Annotated in this window: 9 protein-coding genes; 4 read left to right on the top strand and 5 right to left on the bottom strand. The window is 71.5% G+C overall.

Annotated elements, in window-relative coordinates; genetic code table 11:
* The 4 genes from PINTE_RS11190 to PINTE_RS11175 form a co-directional block, all read right to left on the bottom strand.
* The coding region (locus tag PINTE_RS11190) for a glycoside hydrolase family 3 N-terminal domain-containing protein (RefSeq protein WP_169798507.1) at window positions 1-934 on the bottom strand (934 nt) is incomplete at its 3' end.
* Window positions 931-1,737, bottom strand: coding sequence for a carbohydrate ABC transporter permease (locus PINTE_RS11185; RefSeq protein WP_068430297.1), 807 nt, complete (start codon window positions 1,735-1,737; stop codon window positions 931-933). The genes PINTE_RS11185 and PINTE_RS11190, both read right to left, overlap by 4 nt.
* A gap of 131 nt (window positions 1,738-1,868) precedes the next feature.
* Window positions 1,869-2,831, bottom strand: a complete 963-nt coding sequence (locus PINTE_RS11180) for a carbohydrate ABC transporter permease (protein ID WP_068430285.1) — start codon at window positions 2,829-2,831, stop codon at window positions 1,869-1,871.
* A gap of 3 nt (window positions 2,832-2,834) precedes the next feature.
* On the bottom strand, window positions 2,835-3,989 hold the full coding sequence (locus tag PINTE_RS11175) for a sugar ABC transporter substrate-binding protein (RefSeq protein WP_245642912.1): 1,155 nt from the start codon (window positions 3,987-3,989) through the stop codon (window positions 2,835-2,837).
* 423 nt (window positions 3,990-4,412) lie between these two features.
* Here PINTE_RS11175 and PINTE_RS11170 point away from each other — a divergent pair, with 423 nt between their 5' ends.
* The 4 genes from PINTE_RS11170 to PINTE_RS11155 all read left to right on the top strand — a co-directional run bounded on the left by PINTE_RS11170 (window position 4,413) and on the right by PINTE_RS11155 (window position 12,007).
* Entirely contained in the window at window positions 4,413-5,294 is an 882-nt protein-coding gene (locus PINTE_RS11170; protein ID WP_068430279.1) for an N-acetylglucosamine kinase, read from the top strand.
* Between the two features lie 180 nt (window positions 5,295-5,474).
* A complete protein-coding gene (gene betA / locus PINTE_RS11165; protein ID WP_068430276.1) occupies window positions 5,475-7,280 on the top strand; it encodes a choline dehydrogenase in 1,806 nt (601 codons plus the stop codon).
* A 185-nt stretch (window positions 7,281-7,465) separates the two neighbouring features.
* Complete coding sequence (gene betT / locus PINTE_RS11160) at window positions 7,466-9,526, top strand: choline BCCT transporter BetT (RefSeq protein ID WP_068430273.1); 2,061 nt, start codon at window positions 7,466-7,468, stop codon at window positions 9,524-9,526.
* Between the two features lie 102 nt (window positions 9,527-9,628).
* The gene (locus tag PINTE_RS11155; protein WP_068430270.1) at window positions 9,629-12,007 is read left to right on the top strand and encodes an MMPL family transporter; all 2,379 of its coding nucleotides are present in this window, start codon (window positions 9,629-9,631) and stop codon (window positions 12,005-12,007) included.
* A 75-nt stretch (window positions 12,008-12,082) separates the two neighbouring features.
* On the opposite strand, the gene PINTE_RS11150 is transcribed toward PINTE_RS11155, so the two are convergent.
* Window positions 12,083-12,550: a hypothetical protein gene (locus tag PINTE_RS11150; RefSeq protein ID WP_157087189.1), complete on the bottom strand. Its 468-nt coding sequence runs from the start codon at window positions 12,548-12,550 to the stop codon at window positions 12,083-12,085.
* Between the last annotated feature and the right edge of the window lie 196 nt (window positions 12,551-12,746).

Genomic DNA, 12,746 nt, shown 5'->3' with positions numbered 1-12,746 from the left:
CCAGCGCGGTGGGGTGCAGCCGGCCGTCGGCGAGCGCGGCGTCGATGGCGGCCGTGGCCTCCAGGTACATCTCGTGCGGGTCGCGGTGCTGGGGTGAGTCCAGGCACAGCAGGTCGGCGCCGGCCTGCAACGCGAGCACGCAGGCGGCCCCGAGCCCGTGCTCGTCGGCGATCGCGGCCATGCCGAGGGCGTCGGTGACGATCGGCCCGTCGTGTCCGGCGGCGCGCACCTGCCGGGTCGCCCACCGCGACAGGCTCGCGGGTCGCCGACCCAGCGCCGGCACGACGATGTGGCCGGTCATCACGGCGTCCCAGGCGGCCGCGCCGTACGGGCTCAGGTCTCGCCGGGCGAGCACGTCGGGGTCGAGGTCGAGCACCGGCACCGCGAGATGGGAGTCGACGCGGGTGTCGCCGTGCCCGGGATAGTGCTTGCCGCAGCAGGCGACGAACGGCCTCAGCCCGCGGGCGAACTCGCGCGCGTGCCGGGCCACGAGCGCGGGGTCGGCCCCGAACGAGCGGGTGCCGATCACCGGGTTCAGCGGCTCGGACGCCACGTCGAGGCAGGGCGCGAGGTCGAGGTCGACGCCGGCCCGCGCGAGCACGTGACCCAGGGCGCTCGCGCAGCGCAGCGTGAGGTCGGGGTCGTCGACGGCCCCGAGCGCGGCGTTGCCCGGCAGCCCGGAGCCGGTGGCCGCCTCCAGGCGCGTCACGTCGCCGCCCTCCTCGTCGACGGCGACGACCAGGCCCGGGAGCCCGGCGGGGCGGTGCGCCCGCAGTTCGTCGGTCAGCGCCCGCGTGGTCGCCAGGCCGGGGGTGTTGGGGGCGAACAGCAGCACCCCCGCGAGCCCCTCGGCGCACGCGGCCCACAGCCACGGCGGCACCGACGTGCCCTCGAACCCGGTGAGCAGCACGCCGGCCGCGAGCGACCGGCTCATCCCTTGACCGCCCCGGCGGACAGCCCGGAGACGAGGTTGCGCTGCACGAGCAGGAAGAACACGACGACCGGCACCGTGATGAGCGTGGAGGCGGCCATGATCGGCCCCCAGTCGGCCGAGTGCTCACCGAAGAACTTCTGCAGCCCGATCGCCACCGTGTACCTGCGGTCGGACTGCAGGAAGGTCAGCGCGAAGATGAACTCGTTCCAGGCCGTGATGAAGCTGAACACGCTGGTGGCGACGAGCCCCGGGGCGACCAGCGGGAACAGCACGTGGCGGAACATCTGCCACCAGCCGCAGCCGTCGATGTACGCGGCCTCCTCCACCTCGACGGGCACGGCCGCGACGAACCCGCGCAGCTGCCAGACGGCGAACGGCAGGCTGAACGCGAGGTAGACGATCGCGAGCCCGAGCAGGCTGTTGAGCATGCCCAGCGTGCGGGCCTGCAGGAACAGCGGGATGACGAGGGCCTCCAGCGGCACCATCTGGGCGACGAGGACCGCCACGAGGATCTGGCGGCGCAGCGGAAACGCGAAGCGCGCCACCGCGACCGCCGCGAGCAGCGCCACCAGCGAGGAGACGGTCACGGTGACGATCGCGACGAGCGCCGAGTTCAGCAGGTAACGCCCGAACCCGGCGTCGGTGACGACGTACGCGAAGTGCTCGGTGCTGATCGCGCGCGGGAGCAGCGACCCGCCTCGGGTGGCGGCGTGCGGGTCGAGCGCGGTGGAGACCATCCAGTACGCCGGGAAGAGCGCGAACGCCAGCAGCGCGACCAACCCGAGCACCTGCGCCGGGGTCAGCCTCGGCCTCGACGACCGGACGCCTCGATCGGACCGGCCGCGGCGCGGGAGACGCCCCCAGTGGCGCGGCGACCGGGCCACCCCTCCGCGCCCGGTCGCCGCCGTCGTGGGCCGAGCAGAAAGCAGCGTGTTCACAGCTCCTCCTCGGCGAACAGGGTGCGCAGGTAGACGGTGGTGATCGCGAGCAGCAGCAGCGTGAGCAGCACCGCGATCGCCGATCCCAGACCGTACTTGCCCTGCGCGAAGCTTTGGATGTAACTCCACACCCCGAGGTTGAAGACCGCGCGGTTCGTGCCGCCGCCTCCGGGCATGAGGTAGATCTGCGTGAAGACCTTGAAGTCCCAGATCGTCGACAGGATCGTCACGACCGCGAAGACCGGCTTCAGGGTCGGCACCGTGACGTGCCAGAACCGTCTCCAGGCGCCGGCGCCGTCGATCGTGGCCGCCTCGTAGAGCTCGTCGGGCACGGTGAGCAGGCCCGCGAGCACCGTCACGGCGACGAACGGGAAGCCGTGGTGGACGACGTTGAGCGCGGCGATCGCGAAGAACCCGACGCGGTCGAGAAACCAGTTGACCTGTCCCGTCTCGATGAGCCCGACCGCGCCCAGAGCGTGCGTGACGAGCCCGTCGGCGGGGTCGAAGAGGAAGACCCACACGTAGGTGCCGGTGATCGCCGGCACCGCCCACGCGACCATCACCGCGCTGCCCGCGACGAACCGCCAACCGGTCGGCAGCGTGCGCAGGAACAGCGCGACGAGCGTGCCGAGGGCGACGGTGGCCGCGACGCACACCGCGGCGAACCCGACGGTGTTCGGCAGCACGACGCTCCACAGGTAGCCGCTGCCGAGCACCTCGACGTAGTTGTCCAGACCGATGAAGTTCGTCGTGCCCCGGTTGAGTTCGCGCAGGCCGTAGCTCTGGAACGAGAGCCACACGACACGGCCGAGCGGCCAGGCGAGCAGCACCGCGAGGATCGTCAGCGTGGGCGCGAGCAGCAGCCAGGGGCGCGCCACCCGGGCCCGCCGCGCCGAGGAACGGGGGCGCGGGTACGTCGGGCCCCGGGTGGGCCCGGCGGGAATCGGCGTCGCGGCCACCGGTCAGTTGCCGGAGAACGTGGCGTTCATGTCGGCGGCGGCGGTGCCGACCGCGGTCTTGGGGTCGGCCTGCCCGGACAGGATCGACTGCATCATCGTCGGCACGACCTTCTTGCCCTGCACCTGCCCCCACAGCGGCGTGACCGGCACGGTCTTGCCGCCTTGTGTCATCTGCTTGGCGAACACCGCGGTCAGTTCGTCGTCCGAGGTCAGTTGCTTGTCCAGCAGGCTCTGCTGACCGGGGAAGTAGTTCGATTCCTGACCCCACTTCGCGGCGAGGTCGCCGGTCGTCATGAGCTGCACGAACTGCCACGCCAGATCCTGATCGGCGCTGTTCTCGAAGACGCCCAGGTGCGAGCCGCCGGTGAACGAGGGCGCCATGCCGCTCTTGCCGGGCATGACGAAGGCGCCGGTGCGCTGCGCGACCTGCGGGGCGTCCTTGCGCAGGGTCGCCGGGGTCCACGAGCCCGCGACGACCATCCCGACGTCGCCCTTGGCGTAGGCGGTCAGCGCGTCCTTCTCGGTCCAGGTGGCGGCTGCGGCGTTGGAGGACTGCTTGGCGAGGTTCGTCAGGTACGTGATGCCCTCGAGCGCGGGGGCCTGGTCGAGCGCCGACGTCCACGTGCCGCCGTTGTCGGTGGCGAGCTCGCCGCCGGCGCCCCAGATGAACGGCACCGCGGTGAACTCGCTGCCACCGGGCACGGGGAACGGCGTGACGTTCGGCTGGGTCTGCTTGATCTTCGTCACCGCGTCGGTCAGTTGCGCCCACGTCGTCGGCGGGGTCGTGATGCCGGCCTTGTCGAAGACGTCCTTGTTGTAGAGCACCGAGCGCACCCCCGCGTACCAGGGCATGCCGTACAGCCGGCCCTCGTACGTGCCGGCCTCCTTGAGCCCGGGCACGAGGTCGCCGTCCAGGCCCGCGCCCGATACCCGGTCGGTGAGGTCGACGAGCGCCCCCGCCTGCGCGAACTCCGGCGTCCACGTCGTGCCGACCTCGGCGACGTCGGGGGTGGTGCCGCCCGCGATGGCCGTCGTGAACTTGTCCTTCGCGCTCGCCCACGGAACCATCTGGATGTCGAGCGTGGCCCCGGTCTGGCTCGCGAACGTCGACTTCACCTGCTCGAAGTAGGCCGCGGAGTCGGGGTTGGTGCCCTCCATGATCCACACGGTCAGCGAACGGCCGGCCCCGTCCGCAGTGCCGCCTGGGCCGCCTGCCTCACTCCCCGTGGAGCCTGAACCGCAGGCGGCGAGCGTGATGACCCCCGTGACTGCGGCTGCGACGACGGCCACTGACCTTCTCATGGGTGATCTCCTTCGTCTCGAACGCGTCCGGCTCGCGCGCCCCATCGGAGGCCGTTGCACGACAACCGAACCCGGAGGCGAAGGGGCGCCCACCGCGGAATGTAATTTAGTTTCACACATGTCAGCTCTGCCGAAACTTAGCACTCTCTCGTGTTGTGCACGAGTCGCGCTGCGAGATGCCCGCGCCACGGGTGCGGCCGTGCTTGCCTGGATGTCTGCCAGTGGTCTGCCGGCTGGCTGCGAGCTGTCGGCGAGGGCGCGCGCGTGAGGAGGTGGGCGGTGCCGGTCCTGCTGGGTGTCGACGCGGGCGGCACCTCGACGCGGGCGCTGGCCTGCGACGAGGCCGGCGCCGTGCTCGGGCGCTCGCAGGCCGGGGGCGCCAACCTGCGCTCCTCGCTCGGGGAGCCCGAGGCCAACCTGCGTGCCGCGATCGCGGGGTGTCTACAGGGTCGGGCCCCGGACGCGGTCTGCGTTGGCCTGGCCGGCGTGCAGGCACGCCGCGACGAGGCGGTCGCCCTCGTCGAACGAGCCTGCGCCACAGCCGGGGTCACGGCCCGCCCGATGGTCGTGACCGATCTGGAGATCGCCTTCCGCAGCGTCTCGTCGTCGCCGCGCGGCCGGCTGCTGCTCGCGGGAACGGGCGCGATCGCCGCAGCCTTCGACGACTGGCAGCCGGTGGCCCGCCGCGACGGGCTCGGCTGGCTGCTCGGCGACACCGGCTCCGGGGTGTGGCTCGGGCGACGCGTGCTGCGAGCCGTCGCCGCCGACCTCGACGGCGGAGTGCCCACCGCGATGACGCCCGCCGTGCTGGCCCACCTGGGCATCGCCGGCGCCACCGACGCGCAGCGCCTCGTCGCCGCGACCGACGGGCTGCCTCCCGCGGCCTGGGCCCAGCTGGCTCCGGTGGCGTTGGCGTGGGCGGGCCGCGAGGAGGTCGCGACCGCTCTCGTCGAGGGGTGCGGGCGCGGGCTGCTCGCGACCCTGCGAGCCCTGCCGGGGGCGAGGGCCGATCCGGTGGTGCTCGCGGGCGGGCTGCTGGCCGCCGGTCCGCTGCGGGCACGGATCGAATCCGCCGTGCGGGTCGGCGGTTTCGCGGCGGAGCCGGTGCGCGGAGCGACGCGTGCGGCCGCCGCCGCCGTGGGGATCGACCTGCCGGTCTGAGGCGGTTCCCGCGCCCCGCGGCGGCGTTCCGCGGTGCGGGGCAACAAGCTTGTCACCCGCCGGTATCGCGTCTTGTCGGTGCCCTCCGATAGGGTCCCAGTCGGTGGATCACCCCACGTCAGTTGCCGCGGACGGTGCAGCGACCCCCGCGGCGGTCGGTTTTCGCTGCCTAGGAGAGCCATGAGCGCAACCAAGCGGTACGACTACGTGATCGTCGGAGGCGGGTCGGCGGGGTGCGCCCTGGCCAACCGCCTCTCGGCCGATCGCAGCACCAGCGTGCTCGTGTTGGAGGCAGGGCGCTCCGACTTCCGCATCGACCCGTTCATCCACATGCCCGCGGCGCTGCCGTTCCCGATCGGGAGCCGGTTCTACGACTGGAAGTACGAGTCCGAGCCGGAGCCGCACATGAACGGCCGGCGCGTCTACCACGCCCGCGGCAAGGTGCTCGGCGGCTCGAGCTCGATCAACGGCATGATCTTCCAGCGCGGTAACCCGCTCGACTACGAGCGCTGGGCGGCCGACGAGGGCATGAGCGAGTGGAGCTACGCGCACTGTCTGCCCTACTTCAAGCGCATGGAGACGTGCCTGGCCGGCGCCGACGCCTGGCGCGGCGGCTCCGGCCCGCTCAAACTCGAGCGCGGCCCGGCGACCTCGCCGCTCTTCGGGGCGTTCTTCGAGGCGGTGCAGCAGGCCGGTTACCCGCTCACCGACGACGTCAACGGCTACCGCCAGGAGGGGTTCGCGGCGTTCGACCGCAACGTCTACCGCGGGCGCCGGCTGTCCGCCGCGCGGGCCTACCTGCACCCGGTGATGAGCCGGCCCAATCTCACGGTGGAGACGCTCGCGCAGGTCGCCGGGCTGCGCACCCAGGGCAACCGGGTCGTCGGCGTCGACTACCTGCGCGCCGGGCGTGCCCACCGCAGCGTCGCGGCCGGCGAGGTCATCCTGTGCGGCGGCGCGTTCAACTCCCCGCAGCTGCTGCAACTGGCCGGCATCGGCGCGGCCGACGACCTGCGCGCCCTCGGTATCGACGTCGTCGCCGACCTGCCGGGCGTCGGCGCCAACATGCAGGACCACCTCGAGGTCTACATCCAGCACGCGGCCACCCAGCCGGTGTCGATCGCCCCCTGGCTGGCGCACAGGTACAAGCCGGTCATCGGTGCGCAGTGGCTGTTCGGGCGCACCGGCGTCGGGTCGAGCAACCACTTCGAGGCGGGCGGCTTCATCCGCTCCAACGACGAGGTGGCCTACCCCAACCTCATGTTCCACTTCCTGCCGATCGCGATCCGCTACGACGGGTCGAAGCCGGCGAGCGAGCACGGCTACCAGGTGCACATCGGCCCGATGTACTCCGACGTGCGCGGTGAGCTGAAGATCCGCTCGACGGACCCGTTCGAGCACCCGTCGATCCTGTTCAACTACCTGTCCACGCCGGGCGACCGACGTGAGTGGATCGAGATGATCCGGGCGGCCCGCAACATCCTCGAGCAGCCGGCGTTCGCCGCGTTCAGCGGCGGCGAGATCTCGCCTGGGCCGAGCGTGGAGACCGACGAGCAGATCCTCGACTGGGTCGCCAAAGACGCCGAGACCGCGCTGCACCCGTCCTGCACCGCGAAGATGGGCACCGACTCCGCCTCCGTCGTCGACCCGAGCTCGATGCGGGTGCACGGGGTGGAGGGCCTGCGGGTCGTCGACGCATCGGTGTTCCCGTACGTGACGAACGGCAACATCTACGCCCCGGTGATGATGGTCGCGGAGAAGGCGGCCGACCTCATCGCGGGCAACACCCCGCTGCCGCCGCTCGACGTGCCGATCTACCGCGCGGGGCAGGGGATGCCGCTGTTCCCGGAGGGCGACCCGCGCAACTCCGCCTGGGACGCCCGCACCGACCCGCCGAGCGCCGCCGGCGCCACCCCGGCTCCGGCGCTGGCCAAGCGGCCTGCCGCCTCGCTCGACCAGGCCCCGCACCCGGCTCAGGAGAACTGAGCCCGTCCGATCCCTGAGCCGACCGCCCGGCGCTACCTCCGGCGCCGCGCGGTCGGCCTGGCGATCATCCACACCCATCCGCACCAATTCGCAGCCATAGGCGCCCATCCGCACCCGTCCGAACCACCGTCCCGATTCGCGGGACTCACACCGCCCGAGGCCAACCCGCTCGACAGGAGACCCCGATGACCGATACCGCAGCGACCCCCGCCGAGCGTCCCCCGACGCGGCCCGGCGAGCCCGCCCGCGTGCTCAACCGGATCGTGTTCTTCGGCTCGATCGTCGGCATCCTCGCGATCGCGATCTGGTGCATCGCCGACCCGACCAACGCGGCCGAGGTGCTCGGGGTCGCCGTCGGGTGGACCGCCGGCTGGTTCGGCTGGTTCTACATCGGCCTGGCCACGGCGGTCGTCGTCTTCGTCATCGGCGTCGCGATCTCCCGCTACGGCGAGGTGCGGCTCGGCCCGCAGCACTCCCGGCCGCAGTACGACACGTTCAGCTGGGCGGCCATGCTGTTCGCCGCCGGTATCGGCACCGACCTCATGTTCTTCTCGGTGGCGGAGCCGGTGGCGCAGTACCTGAACCCGCCTCGCATCGAGGGCGGCACGCTGGAGGCCGCCAAGGAGGCCACGACCTGGACGCTGTTCCACTACGGCCTCTCCGGATGGGCGATGTACACGCTCATGGGCATGGCGATGGCGTACTTCGCCTACCGGCTCGACCGACCGCTGGCCGTGCGCTCGGCGTTGTACCCGATCCTGGGGCGGCGGCTCGACGGCTGGGTCGGGCATCTGGTCGACACCGCGGCGATCCTCGGCACGATCTTCGGCGTGGCCACCTCGCTGGGCATCGGGGTCGTGCAGCTGTCCGTCGGCCTCAACCTGCTGTTCGGGTGGGAGGCGGGCCTGCCGGTGCAGACCGTGCTCGTCGTGATCGCGGTCGTCATGGCGGCGATCTCCGCGACGACCGGCGTCGACCGGGGCATCCGGTTCCTCAGCCAGCTCAACGTCGTCCTCGCCATCGGCCTGGCGCTGTGGGTGCTCGTCACCGGCAAGACGCAGTTCCTGCTCAACGCCGTCGTCATGAACATCGGCGACCTCGTCTCCAGCTTCCCGTCGATGACCGCCGACACCTTCGCCTACGACCAGCCCGTCGACTGGATGGCCAGCTGGACCCTCTTCTTCTGGGCCTGGTGGATCGCGTGGGCGAGCTTCATCGGCATGTTCCTGGCCCGCGTCAGCCAGGGCCGCACCATCCGCCAGTTCGTCGCCGGCACGATGATCATCCCGTTCAGCTACATCGTCATGTGGGTCTCGATCTTCGGTAACTCGGCTATCGACCGCATCCGCGACGGCGACGCGGCCTTCGGCGAGCTCACCGTCAGCGCCCCCGAACAGGGGTTCTACACCCTGCTCACGTACTACCCGGGCGCCACCTTCCTCATCGGTCTCGCGACGTTCGTCGGGCTGCTGTTCTACGTCACCTCCGCCGACTCCGGCGCGTTGGTCATGGCCAACCTCTGCTCCTACCTCGAGCACGCCGAGCAGGACGGCAAGCCCTGGCTGCGCATCGTGTGGGCCGCGGCCACCGGCCTGCTCACCGTGGCCGTGCTCATCGTCGGCGGCATCCCCGCGTTGCAGAGTGCGACGGTGATCATGGGGTTACCGTTCGGCTTCGTCATGATGCTCGTGATGTTCGGGCTCTACAAGGCGTTGCGCGTGGAGGCCTACCGCACCGAGTCGGCGCGGCACCGGCTCCCGAACATGTTCGCCGGGCGCAGCGGCGGGGAGCGCGAACACCAGCTGGCCACGACGTGGAAGGCGCGTCTGGGCCGGGCACTGCAGCACGTCGACGACGTCGAGGCCAACGAGTACCTGGCGCAGGTCGTCGGGCCGGCGCTGGCTGAGGTCGCGGCCGAGCTGCGCGAGCGGGGGGTGCCCGCAACGTGCCGCACAGACGAGGACGGCGCGATCGAACTGTGCACCACCTCGGCCACCGATCAGAGCAGATTCGTGTACCAGGTGCGTCCGGAGAGCTCCTACGTCTGGCACGTGGGGCAGCGCGCGGTCGCGGCCCCGCGCGAACGCACCACTCGCCTGGGGGTCTACCTCGACGACGGCGGTGCGGGCTACGACATCATGGGCTACTCACAGTCGCAGCTCATCCATGACGTGCTCGACCAGTACGAGCGGCATCTCGACTTCGTGCGGATCAACGAGACTCAGGACGCGACAAAGGAGTTCTGAGCGTCCGTCCTCACGCTGGGTTCGCCCTTGCGGGCGACCAGCGCGACGCGCAGGCTTATCGTGCTGTTCGGACACGGCGAAGGCGGGGGGTGAGGTACGCGGATGACTGGTCTGTCGTCCGGCACCCGCGGGTCCGCCGACGCCTCGCCCGACCCGCCGGAGCCGGGCCGGTCGCGGCGCTCCGACCACCCCGTCTCCGGTGGGTCGCTGCAGCGTATGCTGCGCGGCTACGCCTCGCTGACCTACCTGCTGCGCTGGCCGATCCTGCTCATCTGGCTCATCGTCGCGGGCTGGCTGTTCACCCACCCGCCGGACTTCAGCGGGGGCGACGAGAGCCAGAGCCTCATGCCGCTGTCGGGTGCCGCCGCGCAGGCGGAGATCCGCGACGTCGACCACTTCGGGTACCCGCTGTCGAGCCGAACGGCCGTCGTGCAGCACGACCCGAACGGGTTGTCGCTCGGGGTGCAGGCCGAGTCGATCCTCGACGCCATCTCGATCAACCAGCACCCGGTGGGGGCGCCGATCCTCGGCGCGTTGCCGCTGGCCAACACCGTGCGGTGGATGGACGGGCAGGCCGAGGTCGGCACGACGGTCATCACCTACCTGTTCATGTCGCCCGACGCCGACTTCGGCGACCAGCACACGGCGGCGCGGCAGTACTACTACCGCTTCCTCGACCGGCCCGAAGACCACGTCATCGGGGTCGCGGGGTCGGTGCCGGCGCGGGCCCAACAGGGGTGGCTGCTGTCGCAGAGCATCCCCCAGGTCGAGGCCCTCACGCTCGGCGCGATCTTCATCCTCGTCGGCCTGGCGTTCCGCTCGATCGTCGTGCCGCTGCTCGCACTGGGGGCCTCCGGCATCGCGGTGTTCGCGACCACCTGGCTGCTGTCGACGGTCTCGCAGGTGCTCAACGTCGGCGCCCCGACCGAGCTGAGACCGCTGCTCGTCGCGCTCATCCTCGGCATCGTCACCGACTACACGGTGTTCTACGTCGTCGGCTTCGGGGCGGAGTTACGCAAGAACCGCGGCAGCGTCAAGGAGGCGATCGTCGCCTCCGTCGGGTCGTACACGCCGATCATCTTCGCGGCCGGCATCACGGTCGCGGCGGCGACCGCCGTGCTGCTCGTCGCCGAGGAGCAGTTCTTCCACGCGTTCGGCCCGGCCATGGCCGTGACCATCCTCGTCGGGCTGCTCATCTCGATCACGCTCGTGCCGGCGCTCATGTCGGTGCTCGGGCCGAAGGTGTTCTGGCCGCGCCGCGACCCGCGCCTGCTCGACCCCGACGACGAGCGCTCGGCCGTCGAGACCGGCTCCTCGCGGGTGACGACGTGGCTGGCCAACACGATGGTGCGCAAACCCGCGGCGGTGCTGGCCGTCGTCGGGTGCACCGTGGTGCTCGTCGCCGCCTCGCTGCCGCTGTTCAACATCAAGCTCGGCGCCGACTTCGCCGGGGCCCTGCCCGCGGACAACTCGGTGAGCGAGGCCAACGCCGCGGCGGTCGCGGGCTTCGCCCCGGGCATCACCTCGCCGACGACGCTGCTCATCGAGGGCGACGGCGTCACCTCCAACGAGCAGCAGCTCATCGAGCTGCAGCGGCTGGTCAGTGACGAACCGGGGGTCGCCGGCGTCATCGGGCCGCGTCAGCAGTTCCCGCGCATCCCCAACCTCATGCTCGCCGGAGACGGTGACGCGGCCCGCATGATGATCGTCCTGGACCACACGCCGCTGGGCGCCGAGGCGATCGCCAACCTCGCCGACCTGCGAGAACGGTTACCCCAGTTGGGGGCACAGGCCGGGCTGCCGAGCTACGCGTACAGCTTCACCGGCGACACCGCGCTCGCCGAGGGGCTCGTCTCCGGCACCGTCGACGACCTCAAACGGATCGCGATCGTCGGCTTCCTCGTCAACTTCGCGCTGCTGGCGATCTTCCTGCGGGCGCTGCTCGCGCCGCTGTTCTTGCTCCTGTCGAGCGTGCTGGCCCTCACGGCGTCGCTCGGGGTCACGACCTGGGTGTTCATGGACCTCCTCGGGCACGAAGGGCTGACGTTCTACGTGCCGTTCGCCGCCGCGGTGCTGCTCGTCGCGCTCGGGTCGGACTACAACATCTTCGGCGTCGGGCGCGTCTGGGAGTTGGCGCGCGACATGACCCTGCGAGAGGCGATCCGGCAGGCGATGCCGGAGACGTCGAAGGCCATCACGACCGCGGGCCTGGCGCTCGCGGTGAGCTTCGGCATGCTCGCCGTCATCCCGGTCACCTCGTTCCACGAGCTGGCGGTGGCCATGAGCGTCGGCATCCTCATCGACTCCTTCCTCGTGCGCTCGGTGATGATGCCCGCGATGCTCACGCTCATGGGCCTGCACGCCGCGTGGCACAACAAGAGGTTGCTGCCCTTCGACCGCAGCCGCCGCCGCGACGAGATCGACGCCGACCGCTACAGCAAGCAGCAGTTGCGCGCCCTCTGGCGCCCGCGATCGCGCTGACGATCGAGTCAGCCCGAGGCGGTCGAGTCAGCCCGAGGCGGTCGGGTCGGGGAGGGGCGGTGCGGCCGGCTCGAGTCAGCCGGAGGTGCCCCGGGGAGCCGGGGTCGTCGCCCGCGGGGTGGTCCGCGCGGTCGACCTGGGCCGGGCCGTAGTGGCCGGTGCCGAGGTGACGGTCGGGGTCGAGGTCACCGTGGAGGTCACGGTCTGCTGCGTCGGCACGGCGGTGGCCGTGGCGACGCCGCGCCGGCAGACTTCGGTGTCGTCGCGCAGCGAACTCTGCTGCGTGTCGATCTGACGCACGAGGCGGGAGAGCCGAGCGGCGTCCAGGTCGCGGGCGGCGACCATCGCCCGGTCGAGCAGCACCTGCAGGTCCTGGGCCCCCTCGGCGATGTTGAGGCAGGCCCGCGGCACCGCGACCTGCTCCGACTCCGAGGTGGTCGTCGGCGTCGGGGAGGGGGTGGCCGTCACCGCGGGGGCGTCGTCGCCGCGCATGACGAGGGCGACGCCCACGCCAGCCAGCAGCGCGCCCAGCACGAAGGTCACGAGCGGGACGATCCACCGCGCCCGCCCGCTGCGGGGCTCGCGGTAGATCGACTCTCGAGACGAGAATCTCCCGACCATCGTGCCTCCTGTCCGTCGTGGTGCCAGCGTAATGACGCCCCAGGCCCACCGCAGTGGCCGACGTCGACGGACTGCGCGCGAGCGCCTCGCAGCCACCCGCACCGAACACCCCGCGCGT

It is taken from the genome of Piscicoccus intestinalis NBRC 104926, from assembly GCF_001515525.1.
GTDB classification, from domain to species: domain Bacteria; phylum Actinomycetota; class Actinomycetes; order Actinomycetales; family Dermatophilaceae; genus Kineosphaera; species Kineosphaera intestinalis.
This window is presented reverse-complemented; position numbering and strand designations above follow the sequence as displayed.

Bases quoted from the DNA above. Each gene is read 5' to 3' on its own strand.
- PINTE_RS11175 (WP_245642912.1), bottom strand. From the start codon at position 3,989: ATGGAGGGCACCAACCCCGACTCCGCGGCCTACTTCGAGCAGGTGAAG.
- betA (WP_068430276.1), top strand. From the start codon at position 5,475: ATGAGCGCAACCAAGCGGTACGACTACGTGATCGTCGGAGGCGGGTCG.
- PINTE_RS11155 (WP_068430270.1), top strand. From the start codon at position 9,629: ATGACTGGTCTGTCGTCCGGCACCCGCGGGTCCGCCGACGCCTCGCCC.
- betT (WP_068430273.1), top strand. From the start codon at position 7,466: ATGACCGATACCGCAGCGACCCCCGCCGAGCGTCCCCCGACGCGGCCC.